The organism is Nocardiopsis deserti (genome assembly GCF_008638355.1).
Taxonomy (GTDB): domain Bacteria; phylum Actinomycetota; class Actinomycetes; order Streptosporangiales; family Streptosporangiaceae; genus Nocardiopsis; species Nocardiopsis alborubida.
Map to the genome: position 1 here is coordinate 362,602 of NZ_VWVS01000013.1, position 19,645 is coordinate 382,246.

Genomic DNA, 19,645 nt, shown 5'->3' on the forward strand with positions numbered 1-19,645 from the left:
GGCACATGGCCGACCCCAAGGGCTTCCTGAAGACCACCGAGCGAGAGCTCCCCAAGCACCGACCCGTCGACGTGCGCATCCAGGACTGGCGCGAGGTCTACGAGGACTTCGACCGGGGAACCGTCACCAAGCAGGCCTCGCGCTGCATGGACTGCGGCATCCCCTTCTGCCACAACGGCTGCCCGCTCGGCAACCTCATCCCCGAGTGGAACCACCTCGTCCACACCCACGACTGGGCCGAGGCGATCGAACGCCTGCACGCCACCAACAACTTCCCGGAGTTCACCGGCAGGCTCTGCCCCGCCCCGTGCGAGTCCGCGTGCGTGCTCGGCATCAACCAGCCCGCCGTCACCATCAAGAACGTCGAGGTCTCCATCATCGACCGCGCGTGGGAGGAGGGCTGGGTCAAGCCCCTGCCCCCCACCACCCGCACCGGCAAGAAGGTCGCCGTCGTCGGCTCCGGCCCCGCCGGGCTCGCCGCCGCCCAACAGCTCACCCGGGCCGGACACGACGTCACCGTCTACGAGCGCGCCGACCGCGTCGGCGGCCTCCTGCGCTACGGCATCCCCGAGTTCAAGATGGAGAAGCGGCACATCGACCGCCGCCTCGCCCAGATGAGCGCCGAGGGCACCACCTTCCGCGCCGGGGTCGACGTCGGCGTCGACATCACCGCCGAGCAGCTGCGCGCCGACCACGACGCCGTCGTCATCAGCGGCGGCGCCACCGCCTGGCGCGACCTGCCCGCCAAGGGCCGCGAACTCGGCGGCATCCACCAGGCCATGGAGTACCTGCCCCTGGCCAACCGGGTGCAGGAGGGCGACTACGACACGCCCGCCATCAGCGCCCAGGGCAAACACGTCGTCGTCATCGGCGGCGGCGACACCGGCGCCGACTGCGTCGGCACCGCCCACCGCCAGGGCGCCGCGTCGGTCACCCAGCTGGAGATCATGCCCAAGCCGCCCGCCACGCGGCCCGACAACCAGCCCTGGCCGACCATGCCCATGCTCTACAAGGTCACCAGCGCCCACGAGGAGGGCGGCAAGCGGATCTACGCCGTCAACACCGTCGAGTTCCTCGGCGACGACAACGGCCAGGTCCGCGCACTCAAGCTCGTCGAGGTCAAGCGCACCGACAAGGGCTTCGAACCCGTCGAGGGCACCGAGCGCGAGATCCCCGCCGAACTCGTCACACTCGCCATGGGCTTCGTCGGCCCCCAGAAGGAGGGCCTGCTCGACCAGCTCGGCGTGGAGCTGGACGGACGCGGCAACGTCGTCCGCGACGCCGACTACCGCACCACCGTCGACGGCGTCTTCTGCGCCGGGGACATGGGCCGCGGCCAGTCGCTCATCGTCTGGGCCATCGCCGAGGGCCGCTCCGCCGCCGCCGGAGTGGACCGCTACCTCACCGACGACAGCGCACTGCCGGTCACCATCCCGCCGACCGCGCGACCGCTGGTCTAACCACAACCAGGCACACACACGCGCCGGGCGCGGAGGGAAACCTCCGCACCCGGCGCGTCGTCGTGTCCACCGCCCCAGGCCCCGCGGCCCGACCCCGCCCGCCGGGTCGGACAGCACCACGCGAGGAGCCATCCGGGTTTCCACCAGAAGAATCCACAACCGCCAACACCCCCTGGCCCCGCCCAGAAACGACGCCGATACTGGAAACCAGGAGGACCCACCACACAGCACGACCAGGAGGCCAGACGATGACCTACCGGCTCATCGCCGACACCGCCATGGTCGTGCACCTGGCCTTCCTCGCCTACCTCGCCCTCGGCGGATTCCTCGCCTGGAAGTGGCCCCGCACCCTCTGGATCCACCTCGGCTGCGCCCTCTACGGACTCGCCATCACCCTCATCGGCTGGCCCTGCCCCCTCACCCACGTCGAGAACTGGGCCCGCCGACGCGCCGGACAACAAGGCCTCCCCCCGGAAGGCTTCATCGACCACTACCTCACCGGCATCGTCTACCCCGCCGAGCACCTGCTCACCGCACAACTCGCCGTCGCCCTCGCCGTCCTCGCCTCCTGGACCGGACTCCTCATCCTCACCCGAAGACGCACACGCAACACCACCCCGGACCGCGCGTAAAGATCGCGAATGGATTGACCCACCGACCATGCCCCCGCCCCGGACACGGACGTACCGTCGAAGACATGACCGTTGTGACCTGGGAATCCCTTCGCGCCGCAGAACACTTCACCATGCGAAACGCCCGGCTCATCGACCGGCTCCGCTTCGCCCACCTCTTCCAGGGCGGACCCACCGAACCCATCCGCTCAGCACTCTCCGCCTACCGCAACCTCGACGGCGGCTACGGCAACGGACTCGACCCCGACCTGCGCGGACACACCAGCCAACCCGCCGCCACCGAACTCGCCCTGCGCTACCTCGACGACCTCGGCCCCATCCCCACCAGCCTCGGCACCGGCATCTGCCGCTACCTCGCCACCGTCACCAACCCCGACGGCGGCCTGCCCTGCGTACGACCCAACGTCCGCCACACCGAATCCGCCCCCTGGTGGCGACAGCACCACGACGTCACCAGCGACCTCGGCCTCACCGCACTCCTCGCCGGATACCTCCACAAACACAACATCAGCCACACCTGGCGCGACAACGCCACCGCCTACTGCTGGAAACACATCAACGCCCTGCACTGGACCGACCCACACCAGGCCATCGGCATCTGCACCTTCCTCCAGCACGTCCCCGACCGCGACCGCGCCCTGCGCACCACCAGCCGACTCCACCCCATGATCCGCGCCGTCATCGACACCGACCCCAAACCCAACCCGCGCCGACACGCCCACACCGCACTCGACCTCGCCACCCACCCCGACCACATCGCCCGACCCCTGTTCACCGACGCCGAGATCCAACGCAACCTCGACTTCTTCGAACAGACCCAACGGCCCGACGGCGGCTGGGACGCCACCTGGCAGCACTGGGACACCGCCGCCACCCTCGAACGCGAAGGCATGCGCACCGTCCAACGCCTGCGCATCCTGTGCGCCTACGGACGCGTCCAGGGCTCCCTCCCACCCCGCCGCCACGACAGCTGACACACCGAACCCCGCGAACCCGGGCCCCGCGGAGACCGGTTTCCCCACGCCCCAACGCCCCCTCCGCGATCCGGCACAACCTCACACCCCACCCACCAGCCGAAGCCCCCAGCACCACCCACCGCAGCGAACCCTCACCCAGGGTGCCCGCCGTTCGACTTCCCGCAGCCCCACATACGTCCATTCGCAACCTGGTTTAGACCACTCCATCCTCCAGACGCTCTAGAGTGTTATGCGTGACACGTCGAGCAAAAATCGTCGCGACCCTCGGTCCCGCCACCTCGAGCCCGGAAGTCCTCCGCAAGCTCGTCGAAGCCGGACTGGACGTCGCCCGACTCAACCTCAGCCACGGAACCCACGACGACCACAGGGCCAACCTCGCCAACCTGCGAGACGCCGCTGAGGCCGCACAACGAGCAGTCGGCGTCCTCGCCGACCTCCAAGGGCCCAAGATCCGCGTCGGCACCTTCGCCGACGGCCCCGTCGACCTCAACGTCGGCGACGAGTTCACCATCACCACCGACGACGTCCCCGGCGACGCCCACCGCGTCTCCACCACCTACAAGGGACTCCCGGCGGACGTCCGCCCCGGCGACCGCGTCCTCATCGACGACGGCCGCATCGCGCTGGAGTGCACCAAGACCACCAGCACCGACGTCCACACCCGCGTCATCGTCGGCGGCACCGTCTCCAACCACAAGGGACTCAACCTCCCCGGCGTCGCCGTCAGCGTCCCCGCACTCACCGAGAAGGACGAGGCGGACCTGCGCTGGGCCCTCCACCAGGGCGTCGACATGGTCGCCCTCTCCTTCGTCCGCAGCCCCGCCGACGCCGAGGAGTGCCACCGCATCATGGACGAGGAGGGCATCACCGTCCCCCTCATCGCCAAGGTCGAGAAGCCCCAGGCCGTCGAACGGCTCCAGGACATCATCGAGGTCTTCGACGGAGTCATGGTCGCCCGCGGCGACCTCGGCGTCGAACTCCCCCTCGAAAACGTCCCCATGGTGCAAAAACGCGCCGTCGAACGCTGCCGCGACAAGGCCAAACCGGTCATCGTCGCCACCCAGATGCTCGAATCCATGATCGGATCACCCCGGCCCACCCGCGCCGAGGCCTCCGACGTCGCCAACGCCGTCCTCGACGGCGCCGACGCCGTCATGCTCTCCGGAGAGACCAGCGTCGGCAAGTACCCCGTCGAGACCGTCGAGACCATGGCCCGCATCGTCAGCGCCGCCGAGCAGGAATCCCTGCGCGCCTCGCACATCCTCAACCGGGTACCCGAGACCACCGGCGGAGCCATCGCCCGCGCCGCCGCCGAGATCGGCGCCACCGTCGGAGCCAAGGCCCTGGTCGCCTTCACCATGTCCGGCGAGACCGCCCGACGCCTGGCCCGCTACCGCTCGCCCATCCCGCTGATGGCCTTCACCACCGAGGAGAGCACCCGCGGCGTGCTCTCCCTCACCTGGGGAGTCGAGAGCAACATCGTGCCCTGGGTCGACAACACCGACGACATGGTCCGCCAGGTGGAGGCAGAACTCCTCCAGCTCGGCGACTACCACAAGGGCGACAAGATCGTCATCGTCGCGGGCAGCCCGCCCGGAACCACCGGTTCCACCAACTTCCTGCGCGTCCACCGCCTCGGCGACGCCGTCGCCCTCGCGGCGCAGTAGGGAGGACCGGGCGCCCCACACAGGGCGCCCCCGACGTGCCGCATCAGGTCCGGCCCGGAGGACACGGCGTATGAGCCGCGCCGCCCACCGGGTCAGGACCAGGTGCGGCCCCGACGCTGAGCCGTCCTCAGGCCGCTGACACCGCCTCAGGCCGCCGACTCCCCGCGCGACTCCGGCCCGGTAGCCGACGCGCCGCCCTCGGGCAGCACACGCTCCAACGGCATGTCCCACGGCAACAGGTTCCACGGACTGCGCTCGTCCTCCGTCAGCAGACCCAGCGCCGCCCACACCCGGTCCGTCCCGCCGTGGTCGCCCTCCACACCCTTCTCCGGCCACAACAGGTAACCCGCGTGGAAGGCCATCGACAACTGCTGCCACGACGCGTACCGCCGTTGCAGGTCCGAGGCCACCCGACGCAACAGCGTCTGCGTCTCCACCGGACTCAGCCAGTCCAACGACGCGCCCCCGCACACCAACCGGATCACGTGCACCGACTTCCACCACTGGTAGGCCCCGATGAGCACCGTCTCGTCCGCCTCGGCCACCCCCGTGACCGCGCGCAACCGCGCCACCTGCTCCTCACCCAGCCGCACGTGCGCCCCCGTCACCTGCCCGCCCCGCTCACGCGGCAGACGCGACCTGGCCACCCCCGCGCTCAGATCCACCACCAGGTCCAGCTTCGGACCCTCGCGAAGCTCCTCCAACAGGGCGTCCACCGCCTCCAGCAGCGACTCGCGGTCGGTCACCCCCCACTGGCGCTCCAGCATCCGCTGGTAGGGACGGCGCAGCGACGGCCGGGCGACCACGTCCCACGGCTCGGCCAGAGCCACCCGGAACGGCGCCGCAACGGCCGCCGCCCAGCGCTCGGTGCTCAACGGCGCGTCGGGGTCCTTGGTGCGCAGGGCGGGGGACTCGCGCGAACCCACCACCAGCTCCGCGAAGGAACCGGCGACCAGCGCCACGACGGGCACGAAGGCCCACCCCGGCTGGCCGACTGCCACAAGAAGGACGATGAGCAACGCGACAGGGGTCAGCAGCCACGGCTGGCGGCGCTGGGAACCCCACGCCACCACCACCCAGGCGCCGATAACCAGTGCGCCGACGATCCCGGCCACCGCGGTCAGCACCCGCTGCTCCTCTCCTGAGAACTCGCTTCTGGACTTCCAGGATCATGGACGCGCGCCCGCAGAGACGACCGAACCCACGGGTTGTACTCAGGTTGTGGCCGTGATGTGACCGGTTCGGCCAGGATGCCCCGGCATAAAGTGACAAAGGGCCTATTTGGGGCGTTACTGGCTGGGTAGTTACGCAGGTTCTGGCCCGTCTGCCCGGTCCCTCAGTACTTGGGCCCGACGAAGGCGTCCATACGCGCCACGGCCTCCTTCCGCGACACCGAGATGGCGGTCTTGTCCTTGAACGGAGGCTGGTGCTGGATGTGGCTCGTCCAGGGAATGCTGAGCTGGTCCAGGGACGACGTGAAGAGGTTCACGATGTCCTGCGACGTGTTGGAGAAGTGGTAGCGCGGGTACTCGTAGTACTCGTCCTTCCTGCTCCTCTTCCGTATGCGGTTGAGGACGCGGCATCCGTCAGAGTGGACCAGTCCACGGATGAACGGCTCCGGGCGATCGTGGACGATCTTCTGCTGCCAGGTTTCCAGGACGATCCTCCTGGAGTGCTTGTGGCCTGGGCCGTGCTGGGGAAACAAGCAGAGCCAGTGCTTGGAAGCGGCTTTGACGGCCGTGCATCCGTCCTTGGACACGAGGAAGCTTCCGACAGGGAAGACCGTCTCCATGCTCTTGGTGCATGCGTCGATCAGCCCGGGGTATTTGTTGTCGCAGAAGACCCAGAGGACGTACACATCTCGGCGTGAGGCGGTGATGTGCCCATCCCCTAGGTAGAGCCCCAAGAGGTAGGCGTAAGCCTCATCGTCGAGCTGTGCGCCGTAACACCGAGGGCAGTAGGTCGTACGGTCCTGGCGACGGGCTTCGGTTGCGGGGGCACGTCGGTTGCCGTAGCGCCAGTGCCTGATCGCCCGCACAGAGACACCACACTGTGTCGCGATGGCTTTATCGGTCAACCCCAGAGCTTTGAGGCGGAAGGTTTCGTCTACTACGTCACGTGAGTACATAGCGTGAATGGTTGCTCACGCATATGACATTCTAGTGATGGCTCAACTACAGCGGGTTGATATGCTCCAAATGACGAGAGCCGCCCGATTGAGGCGGCTCTGCGTGTCTGTGCCCTGAGTGGGACTCGAACCCACACTGTAATAGGTTTGAGCTATTTCCCTCTGCCGATTGGGGTATCAGGGCTTTTTGTTGGGCGAAACGGACATCGTGCTTGGCTGCCCATCATCCCGCCGGACCGGTTTGATCCGTCAACAGTGGTATCACGATTGACGCGCATGCCCGTCCCGACGTCCAGCATCCTAGCTGATCTCGGTAACCTCGTGTACGTGACGAGGACGCAGAGCCGTGTGGTGATCGCGGAAGACGAGGCCCTGATCCGCCTGGACCTCAAGGAGATGCTCGAAGAGGACGGCTACGCCGTCGTGGGTGAGGCCGGTGACGGCGAGACCGTGATCCGTCTTGCCCAGGAGCTCAAACCCGACCTGGTGATCACCGACATCAAGATGCCCGTGCTCGACGGCCTCTCGGCCGCCGAGCGCATCGCCGCCGAGCGCATCGCCCCGGTGGTGATCCTGACCGCCTTCTCCCAGAGGGAGCTGGTCGAGCGGGCGCGCGAGGCCGGAGCCATGGCCTACCTGGTCAAGCCCTTCAACAAGGCCGACCTCGTGCCCGCCATCGAGATGGCCACCTCGCGCTACGCGGAGCTGTCCGCGCTGGAGTCGGAGGTCTCCAGCCTCCAGGAGCGGTTGGAGACCCGCAAGCTGGTCGAACAGGCCAAGGGCCTGCTCCAGAGCCGCCACGGGATGAGCGAGCCCGAGGCGTTCCGCTGGATCCAGAAGAACTCGATGGACCGGCGGCTCACCATGCGCAGGGTCGCCGAGACGGTGGTGGAGACCCTCGGCGGCGGTAAGCAGTGAGTGGCCGCCGGTAAGCAGGACTTACGCGTCCGCGCCAGCCGGACTCAACTGACCTGAACGAAGGGGTCGCGCCCGACCGGGTGCGGCCCCTTCGTCGTGCCCGGCCGCGACCTCTTCCTTCCGCCCCGCCCGTCTCCCGCCGCCTGGCCCCTGTGATCACTCCGGTACGCCCGGTGCGGGGAAAGTGTGCAGATCAGGTACTTAACGGGACGGAAACGAGACAGATGTTCAGGGTCAATGCGCCATGCGTACCAGTTTGATCTCGTTTGCACACGATGGGATGACGGTTGGGTCACGTGGCATTAGCGCATCTGAACAACTTGCCTAAATCGGGCTAAACTCACCGCACCGAACAGCAAAGGACAGCGGTGGCGCGTGCGCGCATTCGCCACCGCCAGCCTCAGATGCGCAAGGAGCGCGCGTGCGCACACGTCTTGTGACCGTGTTGCTCGCCCTGATCACCGCCATCCTGGTGATCCCGGGGCCAGCGGCGACGGCAGACGAACAGGGCGGTGAAGCGCTGCACGGTCAGATCCTCCATCCGGAGAACCGGGACCAGGGTGTCGAAGGCATCATGATCACGGTCTACGACGGCGAGGACGAGGTCGGGGCGGCGGAGACCGACTCTGAAGGAATGTGGGAAGTGGGCCTGCCCGGACCGGGCACCTACCGCGTGGTGGTGGACCAGGAGTCCGTCCCCGAGGAGTTCGCGGTGATCGAGGCCCTCTTCGTCGACGGAGAGACCGAGGTGGAGGTCGAGGCGGACGACCGGCGGCCGCTGATCGTCGCCCTGGAGGCGGCGGGCGCGGCCGGGGAGGAGTCGGCCTCGCCCTCGGAGGAGGAGACCGAGGACTCCTCCGGCGGGGAGGCGGCCGACGAGGAGTCGTTGGCGCCCAACACCGACGCCGGGGGCTCCTTCGCCGACCGGGCGATCCAGCTCACCGCGGCGGGTCTGCTGTTCGGCCTGGTCATCGCGGTCTCCGCGATCGGGCTCTCGCTGATCTTCGGCACCACGAAGCTGATCAACTTCGCGCACGGTGACCTGGTCACCTTCGGTGCGATGATCGCGCTGCTCTTCAGCACGGGTGCCGCGGGTATGGGCAACGCGCTGCTGGCGCTCTTCGTGGGTCTGGGCGCCGCGGTCCTGATCGGCGCCTTCCTGGAGGGCAGGCTGTCGCGGACGGCGCTGATCGTGGCGCAGTGGTTGTCGATCTTCGCGGGTATCGCGCTGGCGACGGTCCTGGGTGTGATGGGTGACGCGGTCGGCTGGAGCGTGCCCCTGTGGTTGGCCGCGGTGGTCGCGGTCCTGATGGGCGCGGTGCTGGGCGGGTCGATGGAGCGCTACATCTGGCGTCCGCTGCGGCACCGCAACGTGGCGATGATCCAGATGTTCATCGTCTCGATCGGTCTGGCGCTGGTCGTGCGGCACGTGATCCTGGTGCTCTTCGGGGCGGGCCGGGAGCGTTACGCGGGTTTCCAGCTCCAGGAGATGGTGAGGCTGGGGCCGGTGTCGATGCCGCCGCGCGACCTGGTGGTCATGGCGGTGGCGATCGTGGTGCTGGTGGGGGTGGCCTGTCTGTTGCAGTTCACCCGGATCGGCAAGGCGATGCGCGCGGTGTCCGACAACCGGGACCTGGCGGAGTCGTCGGGTATCGACGTGGACCGGGTCACGCTGTACGTGTGGGGGCTCGGTGGCGGTCTGGCCGCTCTGGGCGGTGTGCTCTACGGGCTCAACCAGGTGGTCGAGTACGAGATGGGCTTCCGTCTGCTGCTGATGATGTTCGCCGCGGTGATCCTCGGCGGTCTCGGCACGGCCTACGGTGCGATGGTCGGCGGCCTCGCGGTCGGCCTGGTGGCGATGTTGTCCACCCTGTGGTTCCCGTCCCAGCTCATGCAGGCATGGGCTCTGGCGCTGATGATCCTCATGCTGCTGGTCAGGCCCCAGGGCCTGCTCGGTCGGCGTGAGCGGGTCGGCTAGGAGAGAAGACGATGGATATCCTTTCGATCCTCGCCGAGTCCACCCGATCGGCGCTCGGCCCGATCGCGGCGATCTACGCGCTCGCCGCGATCGGACTCAACTTCCACTTCGGTTACACCGGGCTGCTGAACTTCGGCCAGGTGGGGTTCATGCTGGTGGGCGCCTACGGCGTGGGCATCAGTGTGGCGGTGTTCGACCTGCCGTTGGTGGTGGGTTTCGGTGTGGGCCTGCTGTGTGCGTTCGTGATGGCCCTGTTGCTGGGTATCCCGACGCTGCGGTTGCGCTCGGACTACCTGGCGATCACGACGATCGCGGCGGCGGAGGTGATCCGTCTGGTGTACCGGGCGGGTTTCGCCGAGCCGCTGACCGGCGGTGTCTACGGGTTGCAGAACCTGGCGTCGGACTTTCGCGCGATCAATCCGTTCGACGGGGGTGAGCGTTACGGCTTCGGGGCGTTGTCCTACAACGGCAACCACCTGTGGGTCCTGGTGGTGACGTGGGGTCTGGTGCTGTTGATGGCCGGGCTGACGTGGATGCTGATGCACAGCCCGTGGGGGCGTGTCATCAAGGGCATCCGGGAGGACGAGGACGCGGTCCGCAGTCTGGGCAAGAACGTGTTCGCGTACAAGATGCAGGCGCTGGTGTTGGGCGGTCTGGTGGGTGCCCTGGCGGGGTGCATGCTGGCCGTGTACCAGGCGTCGATCCAGCCGGACCAGTTCAAGCCGCAGGTGACGTTCTTCCTGTGGGTGATCCTGTTGCTGGGCGGTGCGGGCCGGGTGTTCGGTCCGGTGCTGGGCGCGATGGTGTTCTGGTTCCTGATGAACTTCACCGACGGTGTGCTCCAGGGTTTCGGCTCGATGGGGTGGCTGCCGTTCCTGGACGGTCCGGACTACGGTGCGATCCAGCTGGCCTTCGTGGGTCTGCTGCTGGTGTTGCTGATCGTCTTCCGGCCGCAGGGTCTCATCGGCGACCGCAAGGAGATGCTGATCAATGTCAAGTGACAAGGTGGACGGCGGCGTCGGGTCCGGGGTCGACCGCGTGGCCGGTGCGGAGCCGGTGCCGGGTTCGGCGAAGCCGGATCCGATCCTGGTGGCGGACGGTGTGCGCCGTTCCTTCGGCGGTCTGACCGCGGTGGACGTGGGGCACCTGGAGGTGCAGCGGGGGACGATCACGGCGTTGATCGGTCCGAACGGCGCGGGTAAGTCGACGCTGTTCAACCTGTTGACCGGTTTCGACCGGGTGGACGGGGGGCGTTGGACCTTCCAGGGCAGGCCGATCAACGGCAAACGCGGCCACCAGGTGGCGCGTGCGGGGATGGTGCGGACCTTCCAGCTGACCAAGGCGCTGACCCGGATGACGGTGTTGGACAACATGCTGTTGGGCGCGCCGGGGCAGTTCGGTGAGCGGATGGCGGGTGCGTTCCTGCGGTCGGTGTGGCGGGTGCAGGAGAGGGAGAACACGCGGCGCGCGCTGGACCTGTTGGAGCGTTTCAAGCTCATCGACAAGCGCGACGACATGGCGGGGTCGCTCTCGGGCGGTCAGCGCAAGCTGTTGGAGATGGCGCGTTCGCTGATGACCGATCCGACCATGATCATGCTGGACGAGCCGATGGCGGGGGTGAACCCGGCGCTGGTGCAGTCGTTGCTGGGGCACATCACGTCGTTGCGCGACGAGGGCAAGACGGTGCTCTTCGTGGAGCACGACATGGACGTGATCATGGGTATCAGCGACTGGATCGTGGTGCTCGCGCAGGGCCAGGTGATCGCGGAGGGTCGTCCTTCGGACATCCGGTCCAACCAGCAGGTGATCGACGCCTACCTGGGTGCCCAGGAGGAGACGGCCGAGGCCCCGGGGAGTGGTGATGACTGAGAGCGCGAAGCCGAGTCCGGAGAAGGCGGCGAAGGTTTCGGACGAGGTCCCGGTGGAGGCCGGGGAGGTGTCCGCCGTGCAGGAGCACCGTGAGGAGGTCCTGGAGCACGCGGGCGGGGCGGCGCCGGCGGGTGGCCCGGAGGACTACCTGCTGTTGGCCAGGGAGTTGGTGGCGGGGTACGTGCCGGGGGTGAACATCCTCAACGGGTGCACCCTGACGTTGTCCGAGGGCGAGGTCGTGGCGATCATCGGCCCGAACGGGGCGGGTAAGTCCACGCTGATCAAGACGGTGTTCGGGCTGATCCCGGTGCGTGAGGGCGCTCTGACGCTGCGGGGGGCCGACATCGCGGGCCTGCCGGCGCACAGCCTGGTGGAGCGGGGGGTGGGTTATGTTCCGCAGACGCAGAACGTGTTCCCGTCGCTGACCATCGAGGAGAACCTCCAGATGGGGGCGTTCCTGCGGCCGCGGTCGTTCACGAAGCGGTTCGCGGCGGTGGCGGAGCTGTTCCCGCTGCTGGCGGACCGGCGCAGGGCCAAGGCGGGGTCGCTGTCGGGCGGTGAGCGCCAGATGGTGGCCATGGGGCGTGCGCTGATGATGGAGCCGTCGGTGCTGTTGTTGGACGAGCCGACCGCGGGTCTGTCGCCGATCTACCAGGAGGAGGTCTTCCAGCGGGTCAAGGAGGTCAACCGGACGGGTGTGTCGGTGGTCATGGTGGAGCAGAACGCGCGTCGCTGCCTCCAGATCTGTGACCGCGGCTACGTGTTGGACCAGGGGCGCAACGCCTACACCGGTACGGGTGCGGACCTGTTGAACGATCCCAACGTGATCGAGCTGTACCTGGGGACGCTGGCCAAGGGCTGAGGCGTCGGGGGAGGGGGCGGGGCCCGTGGTGGGCTCCGCCCCCTGCTGTTGTGCGGGGTGCTGTCGTCGTTCGGGGGTGCGCTGCCGGTGTGTCGCGGGGGTCGGGTGGCCTCGTGCACAGGCCCGGCCGGGAGATGGCGTCCCGGGCCGGGACAAATTACCCTGGGAGGCCGGGCACGTCCGTGCCCGGCCGCGGCCCCGCCCGCAGTGCGGGTCGGGGGCGGGGGAGAACACCGCGGCGCTGTGACGCCCGTGTCCGCCGGTGCGCAGGAATGCGGTACCGGTGTCGGGCGTTGAGAACCGTTGAAGAGGACGGGACCCGCCGCGGCGGGCCGGTCCAGACGCGACCAAGGGGGTCGCCGGCCAGCCGCTACCCCTTTCCAGAGGAGCTTTCCAGCATGACGGTTCAGAGCGAGACCACCGAGGGCATCATCCTCACCGACGAGGCGTCCAGCAAGGTCAGGGCGCTCCTTGAGCAGGAGGGGCGGGACGACCTGCGTCTTCGCGTGGCCGTTCAGCCCGGTGGTTGCTCGGGGCTGCGTTACCAGCTCTACTTCGACGAGCGCGAGCTCGACGGCGACGTGGTCACCGACTTCGGCGGTGTGGAGGTCGTCACCGACCGGATGAGCTCCCCCTACCTGATCGGCGCCACGATCGACTTCGTCGACACCATCGAGAAGCAGGGGTTCACCATCGACAACCCCAACGCCACCGGCTCCTGCGCCTGCGGTGACTCCTTCAACTAGGGAGTGTTCCGCCGGGGGCTTTCGGGCCGGTGGGCCCGGAGCGGTCCGGGGAACGCGGCCCGGGGGTCTCGTCGGGCGGGTCGGGGCGTAGGGTCCTGGCCGGTCGGGGACGCGGTTTTCGGGGGAGGGCGGTTCGTGCCGCCCTCCCCTTCGCCGTGCGCGGGTCGCCCCCGCGCAGGTCGTGTGCGCGGGGGCGGCCGCGAGCGGGTGGCCACGGTGCCGCGGGCGCGCTGCACTAACCTGGGGCAGTCCGAACCGGGCACGTCCTCTGCCATGCCCGCAGCCCCCGTCCGGTCAGCAGACCGACACCTCCCGACCAAGGAGTCTTCGTCCCGTGCGTATCGCGGTTGCCGGATCCATCGCCACCGACCACCTGATGTCCTTCGAGGGGCGCTTCGCGGAACAGATCATCCCCGACCAGATCCAGCAGTTGTCGCTGTCCTTCCTGATCGACGAGCTGGACGTCCGGCGCGGCGGCGTCGCGGCCAACATCTGCTTCGGCATGGGCGGGTTCGGCCTCAGCCCGGTGCTGGTGGGTGCGGCCGGGGCCGACTTCGAGGACTACCGCGCCTGGCTGGACCGCCACGGTGTGGACACCTCCGCGGTCTACATCTCCGAGCTGCGCCACACCGCCCGGTTCATCTGCACCACGGACCGGGACCAGAACCAGATCGCGTCCTTCTACGCCGGGGCCATGGCCGAGGCCCGCAACATCGAGCTCCAGCCGATCGCGGACCGCCTGGGTGGGCTGGACCTGGTGCTGGTCGGGGCGGACGACCCGGCCGCGATGGTGCGTCACAGCGAGGAGTGCCGTACACGCGGTATCGCCTTCGCCGCCGACCCCTCCCAGCAGTTGGCGCGCATGGAGGGACCCGAGGTGCGGGGTCTGGTCGAGGGCGCGGCCTTCCTGTTCACGAACGAGTACGAGAAGGCGCTGGCCGAGCAGAAGACCGGCTGGTCCGACGCCGACGTCCTGGAGCGGGTGGGCACCCGTGTCACCACGCTGGGGGCCAAGGGGGCGCGTATCGACCGGAGGGGCGAGCCGAGTGTGCACGTCCCGGCCGCGGCGGTGGGGGAGCTGGTCGACCCCACGGGTATGGGGGACGCGTTCCGCGCGGGTTTCCTGGCCGCGTACTCCTGGGGGCTGTCCCTGGAGCGGGCCGCCCAGGTGGGCAACGCGACCGCTGTGCACTGCCTGGAGGCCGACGGGCCGCAGGAGTACACGCTGACCGGGGCGTCCCTCCTGGCGCGTCTGGAGGAGTCCTACGGCGCCGGGGTCTCGGCCGAGGTCGCGCCCTTCGTGTAGCCGGAACGGGTCGGGGTGGTGTCCGCGAGCCCGTAGAGTGGGTAGCCGCGACCCGCACGACCCGTGTCCGCCTGCCGGACCGGGCCGCGCCCCGCACGGCCGCCGCTCCCTGGGAGCCGGTGTCCCGCACGGGGAGCCCCGTGCCCGCCGGTGCGCTGAAACGCGTGCCGGTTACCCAGCCCAAGCCGTCCGCGCCGGGTCGCCGCGACGGTGGGGAACCTGTCCCGCTGCGTGTGCTCCGGCACGCCCACGCGGGCCCGGGCGCGCTGAGCGCCTCCCAGATCTAGGCCAGCCTTACCTGGGATTCCCCGGATTCATCCGGAAAGGACATTGCATGCGCTACACCGGACCGAAGGTGCGGTTGTCCCGGCGCGCCGGCACTCCGCTGACCCGTAAGGCGGTCAGCTACTTCGAGAAGCGTCCCTACCCGCCCGGCGAGCACGGCCGCCGCGTCCGCCGCAACAGCAGCGACTACGCGGTCCGTCAGGCGGAGAAGCAGAAGGTGCGCTGGTACTACGACCTGACCGAGAAGCAGATGCTGCGCGTCTACGAGAGCGCGAAGAAGCGCCCGGGGCGTACCGGTGAGGAGATGCTCGCCGAGCTGGAGCTGCGTCTGGCCACGGTCGTGCTGCGCGCCGGTCTGGCCGCCTCGATCTACGCCGCGCGTCAGTTCGTCAACCACGGTCACATCACCGTGGACGGCAAGAAGGTCGACATCCCGTCGTACCAGGTCAAGCCCGGTCAGATCATCAGTGTTCGGGAGAAGTCCCGCAACATGGTGCCGTTCGTCGAGGCCACCGAGGGTGTCCACGCCGACGACAAGATCGCCGGATTCCTCGCCGTGAGCCACAAGGACCTGCGCATCGCGGTCGTCGACCGCCCCAAGCGTGAGCAGATCCCGGTGCCCTTCGACGAGCAGCTGGTCGTGGAGTTCTACGCCCGCTAGCCACTCGCCGAGCCGAGTGCGCGGTCGCCTCCTCCCCGGGGGGTGGTCGATGTGGAGCAGGCAGGCCGCGCGGACCCGGTCCGCGCGGCCTCGTCGTGTCCGGGGGTGGTGTGGAACGCGCCACGCCCAGGATTCGGCGGGGTGGAAATCGTTATCGCACCGGAACCGGAACTCCCGAGCCCCCTGTTGCGGGGGTTTCGGTCCTCCTCTAACCCCTCCCCTCGCTCGGTGTCCCTTCCCCCGCCCCCGGGGCGGCGGACGGCCGCCGGGCCCGGAGCGGGTCAGTACATGCGTCGGATGTGGAAGGCGCTGCCCCGTGCCAGGGGCCGTTCCACGACGAACTCGTGCATCTTCATCCGGCACCAGGCGGGGATGTCCGCGCTGGCGGCGGGATCGTCCGCGGTGACCGCGATGACCGCGCCTATGGGCACCTCGTGCAGTCTGGCGGCGAGCATGATGATCGGGATGGGGCACTTGCGGCCCACCGCCTCCACGGTGACCAGAGGAGGCCGGGGCGGGTACTCGGGCACGGAAAACCCCCGTGTGTCGTCGTCTGGTGATGACCATCCTGACCTGGTCCCGCCCCTAAGGCGAACCCGGTTAAGGGCGTCGTAAACCCAGCGATACGCTCACCTTGTTCTCTCCTCGTGAAACGTCCGCGCCGCCCCCGAGAGGCGGAGGGGACGCGATCGAAGAAAGGAAGAGGGCCCGGGGGAACGCCGGGCCGCGCTCCGTAGCCAGCCGGGAGGATATCCTCCGCGGGCGAACGGGCCCGGCTCCACGTACCGCCGCGAGCTCCGCTCGGGGGGCGTCGGCAACACGCTGACCAGGCAAGCCCCTGAACTGGGCGCTGGGCGGTTCGCGATAATGTTTCCCCCTGAAAAGCTTTGGATACTTAGGCCGCCCGTGGAGGTTCCACGGGCTACACCGCTGGGAAGGCAATCCGTGAGTCCGACCCGCCAAGAGAATCGGCGCCGCAACCTGCGCCGATGGGCACCACGCGGCGCCGCGCTCGCCGTGCTGGGGCTGGCCGCGACCGGCTGCGCGTCGAACGATCTCACTCGTTTGGGCATGCCGGAGCCGATCACCAACCAGGCCGAGCGTGTTCTCTCGCTCTGGCAGGGCTCCTGGGTGGCGGCTTTCGCGGTCGGCATTCTCGTGTGGGGGCTGATCGTCTGGTCGGTCATCTTCCACCGCAAGCGCTCTGAGCAGTTGCCGCCGCAGGTGCGGTACAACATGCCCATCGAAGCGCTCTACACCGTGCTGCCGATCGTCATCATCTCGGTGCTGTTCTTCTTCACCGCCCGGGACCAGGCGATCCTGCTCGACACCGACGAGCCGGCGGACGTCAACATCGAGGTCGTGGCCTTCCAATGGGCCTGGCAGTTCAACTACCTCGACGACAAGAAGGAGAACGGCGGGGAGGTGCTCTTCTCCGAGACGGGTATCCCCAACCCGGACGGCACCGCCGACCCCTCCACCCAGACGACCCTGGTGCTGCCCGAGGGCGCGACCGTCCACTTCGACCTGCACTCGCCGGACGTCATCCACTCGTTCTGGATCCCCGAGTTCGGTTTCAAGATGGACGTCATCCCCGGCCGGGACAACGCCTTCCAGGCCGACATCAACGAGGGCACCGCGGGCGACTACGTCGGCCGCTGCGCCGAGCTGTGCGGTGTCGACCACGCCCGCATGCTCTTCAACGTCGAGGTCCTGCCCCAGGACGAGTACGACGCCTGGGCCGCCGAGCAGCAGCAGGCCGCCGAGGAGGCCGAGCTCGAGGCCGCCGAGACCGGTGACCAGCCGGCCTCCGGTGAGGGCTCCGGCGCCGAGGGTGCGGGCGCCGAGGGCACCGGCACCGACGAGGAGGGCACCGGCAGCGGCGACTCCGAGGCCGAGGGCTCCGGTACCGACGAGCAGGACACCGGTTCCGGCGGGGCCGACGCCGAGGAGAATGAGCAGTCATGAGCACCACACCAAACCCCGTTCCCTCGGGCGGTCAGGTACCGTCGCGCAAGGGGTCGATGATCGTCAAATGGATGACGTCCACCGACCACAAGGTCATCGGGTACATGTACCTGATCACCTCGTTCGTGTTCTTCCTCTTCGGTGGTCTGCTCGCGGTGCTCATGCGCGTCGAGCTGTTCTTCCCGGGCATGCAGGCGATGTCCAACGAGCAGTTCAACCAGCTGTTCACCATGCACGGCACGATCATGCTGCTGATGTTCGCGACGCCGCTGTTCGTCGGTTTCTCGAACGTGATCATGCCGTTGCAGATCGGTTCGCCCGACGTGGCGTTCCCGAGGATGAACCTGTTCAGCTACTACCTGTTCCTGTTCGGCAGCCTCATCGCCATCAGCGGCTTCCTGACCCCGGGCGGCGCGGCCAGCTTCGGCTGGTTCGCCTACACGCCCCTGTCGGACGCGGTGCGTTCGCCGGGTCTGGGCGGTGACCTGTGGATCCTGGGCCTGGTGGTCTCGGGTCTGGGCACCATCCTGGGCGCGGTCAACTTCATCACCACCGGCCTGTGCATGCGCGCGCCCGGTATGACGATGTTCCGCATGCCGATCTTCACCTGGAACACCCTGCTCACCAGCGTGCTGGTGCTCATCGCGTTCCCGGTCCTGACCGCGGCCCTGATCGCGCTGGGCGCGGACCGCATGGTCGGCACCCAGGTGTTCAACGCCGAGCACGGCGGCGCCATCCTGTGGCAGCACCTGTTCTGGTTCTTCGGCCACCCCGAGGTGTACATCATCGCGCTGCCGTTCTTCGGCATCGTGACCGAGATCATCCCGGTGTTCAGCCGCAAGCCGATCTTCGGCTACAAGAGCCTGGTCGCGGCGACCATCGCCATCACCGGCCTGTCGGTCACCGTGTGGGCGCACCACATGTTCCCGACGGGTGCGGTGCTGCTGCCGTTCTTCTCGTTCATGAGCTTCCTCATCGCGGTCCCGACCGGGGTGAAGTTCTTCAACTGGATCGGCACCATGTGGCGGGGCCAGATCACCTTCGAGACGCCGATGCTCTTCGTCATCGGGTTCTTGGTGACCTTCCTCTTCGGTGGTCTGACCGGTGTGCTGCTGGCCTCCCCGCCCATCGACTTCCACGTCACCGACTCCTACTTCGTGGTGGCCCACTTCCACTACGTGGTGTTCGGCACGGTGGTGTTCGCGATGTTCGCGGGCTTCTACTTCTGGTGGCCCAAGTTCACCGGAAAGATGCTCAACGAGAAGCTGGGCAAGTTCCACTTCTGGCTGCTGTTCCTGGGCTTCCACGGCACCTTCCTGGTGCAGCACTGGCTGGGCGCCGCGGGCTTCCCGCGCCGCTACGCCGACTACCTGCCCACCGACGGGTTCACCGAGCTCAACCAGATCTCCTCGGTCTCCTCGTTCGTGCTGGCGGCCTCGACGCTGATCTTCTTCTGGAACGTCTACATCACCTCCAAGAAGGCGCCGCTGGTCACCGTGGACGACCCGTGGGGTTACGGCTGCTCGCTGGAGTGGGCCACGTCCTGCCCGCCGCCGCGGCACAACTTCACGTCGCTGCCGCGGATCCGTTCCGAGCGTCCCGCGTTCGACCTGAACCACCCGCACGCCGCGGCCCCGGGCGCCGTCCCGGTGGGCGTCACGAAGGAGTAGGGCGCAATGAAGACGCAGGCCTATCTGTTCATGGGCGTCTCGACCTTCTTCGGTCTGGCCGCCGCCCTGTACGTGTACTGGTCCTGGCAGGACACCGGCGCGATCGAGTGGACGGGCACCACCGCCCTGGTGGTCTCCATCGGCTTCGGTTGGATGATCGGCTTCTGGCTCTGGCAGGCGGCCCGCCGCAGCGAGCACTTCCACGGGCTTCCCGCGGAGGAGCGGCTGGACGGGGAGATCTCCGAGAACTCCGGCGAGTACGGCTTCTTCAGCCCGCACAGCTCGTGGCCGCTGTGGGTGGCGCTGGCCGTGGCGTTCACCGCGGTGGGCGTGGCGATCGGCTGGTGGATGGTGTTCATCGGCGCCTTCGCCATCATCCTCACCGCCATCGGTTGGATCTTCGAGTACTACCGCAACGAGTTCCAGCACTAGGGAGGGGCCGCCGCACCGCGCGGCGGCCCCCGCCCGACGGCCGGACGCGTCCCAGGGACGCGTCCGGCCGTCTTTCTTGTCACGGT

The 19,645-nt window shown here is 68.4% G+C and carries 18 protein-coding genes and 1 tRNA gene; 15 read left to right on the forward strand and 4 right to left on the reverse strand.

Annotated elements, in window-relative coordinates; genetic code table 11:
• Positions 1–5 precede the first annotated feature (5 nt).
• From FYW99_RS18440 to pyk, 4 genes are all read left to right on the forward strand, one after another.
• Positions 6–1,460 carry a glutamate synthase subunit beta gene (locus tag FYW99_RS18440; protein ID WP_150253242.1) on the forward strand — a complete coding sequence of 485 codons (1,455 nt, stop codon included), beginning with the start codon at positions 6–8 and terminating at the stop codon, positions 1,458–1,460.
• Positions 1,461–1,708: 248 nt separating this feature from the next.
• On the forward strand, positions 1,709–2,092 hold the full coding sequence (locus FYW99_RS18445) for a DUF2784 domain-containing protein (protein ID WP_150253243.1): 384 nt from the start codon (positions 1,709–1,711) through the stop codon (positions 2,090–2,092).
• 74 nt (positions 2,093–2,166) lie between these two features.
• On the forward strand, positions 2,167–3,066 hold the full coding sequence (locus FYW99_RS18450) for a prenyltransferase (RefSeq protein WP_150253299.1): 900 nt from the start codon (positions 2,167–2,169) through the stop codon (positions 3,064–3,066).
• 236 nt (positions 3,067–3,302) lie between these two features.
• Positions 3,303–4,736, forward strand: coding sequence for a pyruvate kinase (pyk, locus tag FYW99_RS18455; protein ID WP_150253244.1), 1,434 nt, complete (start codon positions 3,303–3,305; stop codon positions 4,734–4,736).
• Between the two features lie 146 nt (positions 4,737–4,882).
• Here pyk and FYW99_RS18460 read toward each other — a convergent pair whose 3' ends face one another.
• From FYW99_RS18460 to FYW99_RS18470, 3 genes are all read right to left on the reverse strand, one after another.
• On the reverse strand, positions 4,883–5,863 hold the full coding sequence (locus FYW99_RS18460) for a DUF1266 domain-containing protein (protein WP_150253245.1): 981 nt from the start codon (positions 5,861–5,863) through the stop codon (positions 4,883–4,885).
• Between the two features lie 209 nt (positions 5,864–6,072).
• A complete protein-coding gene (locus FYW99_RS18465; RefSeq protein ID WP_150253246.1) occupies positions 6,073–6,864 on the reverse strand; it encodes a helix-turn-helix domain-containing protein in 792 nt (263 codons plus the stop codon).
• 110 nt (positions 6,865–6,974) lie between these two features.
• Positions 6,975–7,048, reverse strand: a tRNA-Leu gene (locus tag FYW99_RS18470).
• A gap of 164 nt (positions 7,049–7,212) precedes the next feature.
• Here FYW99_RS18470 and FYW99_RS18475 point away from each other — a divergent pair.
• The 8 genes from FYW99_RS18475 (at position 7,213) to rpsD (ending at position 15,489) form a co-directional block, all read left to right on the forward strand.
• The gene (locus FYW99_RS18475; protein ID WP_017565119.1) at positions 7,213–7,782 is read left to right on the forward strand and encodes an ANTAR domain-containing response regulator; all 570 of its coding nucleotides are present in this window, start codon (positions 7,213–7,215) and stop codon (positions 7,780–7,782) included.
• Positions 7,783–8,203: 421 nt separating this feature from the next.
• Entirely contained in the window at positions 8,204–9,760 is a 1,557-nt protein-coding gene (locus tag FYW99_RS18480; RefSeq protein ID WP_190394712.1) for a branched-chain amino acid ABC transporter permease, read from the forward strand.
• A gap of 11 nt (positions 9,761–9,771) precedes the next feature.
• Entirely contained in the window at positions 9,772–10,761 is a 990-nt protein-coding gene (locus FYW99_RS18485) for a branched-chain amino acid ABC transporter permease (RefSeq protein ID WP_150253248.1), read from the forward strand.
• On the forward strand, positions 10,751–11,629 hold the full coding sequence (locus FYW99_RS18490; protein ID WP_150253249.1) for an ABC transporter ATP-binding protein: 879 nt from the start codon (positions 10,751–10,753) through the stop codon (positions 11,627–11,629). Before FYW99_RS18485 ends, FYW99_RS18490 begins: the two co-directional genes overlap by 11 nt.
• A complete protein-coding gene (locus tag FYW99_RS18495) occupies positions 11,622–12,491 on the forward strand; it encodes an ABC transporter ATP-binding protein (protein WP_150253250.1) in 870 nt (289 codons plus the stop codon). Before FYW99_RS18490 ends, FYW99_RS18495 begins: the two co-directional genes overlap by 8 nt.
• 398 nt (positions 12,492–12,889) lie before the next feature.
• Positions 12,890–13,237, forward strand: coding sequence for a HesB/IscA family protein (locus FYW99_RS18500; protein ID WP_150253251.1), 348 nt, complete (start codon positions 12,890–12,892; stop codon positions 13,235–13,237).
• Between the two features lie 334 nt (positions 13,238–13,571).
• Complete coding sequence (locus tag FYW99_RS18505; RefSeq protein ID WP_150253252.1) at positions 13,572–14,543, forward strand: carbohydrate kinase family protein; 972 nt, start codon at positions 13,572–13,574, stop codon at positions 14,541–14,543.
• Between the two features lie 334 nt (positions 14,544–14,877).
• Complete coding sequence (gene rpsD, locus FYW99_RS18510) at positions 14,878–15,489, forward strand: 30S ribosomal protein S4 (RefSeq protein WP_061083030.1); 612 nt, start codon at positions 14,878–14,880, stop codon at positions 15,487–15,489.
• Between the two features lie 281 nt (positions 15,490–15,770).
• Here rpsD and FYW99_RS18515 read toward each other — a convergent pair whose 3' ends face one another.
• Entirely contained in the window at positions 15,771–16,019 is a 249-nt protein-coding gene (locus FYW99_RS18515; RefSeq protein ID WP_150253253.1) for a sulfurtransferase TusA family protein, read from the reverse strand.
• 415 nt (positions 16,020–16,434) lie between these two features.
• Between FYW99_RS18515 and ctaC the strand changes: the two genes are divergently transcribed.
• From ctaC to FYW99_RS18530, 3 genes are read left to right on the forward strand one after another with little or no spacing between them, the layout of a single operon-like run.
• Complete coding sequence (gene ctaC, locus FYW99_RS18520; RefSeq protein ID WP_449289646.1) at positions 16,435–17,457, forward strand: aa3-type cytochrome oxidase subunit II; 1,023 nt, start codon at positions 16,435–16,437, stop codon at positions 17,455–17,457.
• Complete coding sequence (gene ctaD, locus FYW99_RS18525) at positions 17,454–19,127, forward strand: aa3-type cytochrome oxidase subunit I (RefSeq protein ID WP_150253254.1); 1,674 nt, start codon at positions 17,454–17,456, stop codon at positions 19,125–19,127. The genes ctaC and ctaD overlap by 4 nt, the downstream gene beginning before the upstream one ends.
• A 6-nt stretch (positions 19,128–19,133) precedes the next feature.
• A complete protein-coding gene (locus FYW99_RS18530; protein WP_061080952.1) occupies positions 19,134–19,559 on the forward strand; it encodes a cytochrome c oxidase subunit 4 in 426 nt (141 codons plus the stop codon).
• The last annotated feature ends 86 nt before the right edge of the window (positions 19,560–19,645 follow it).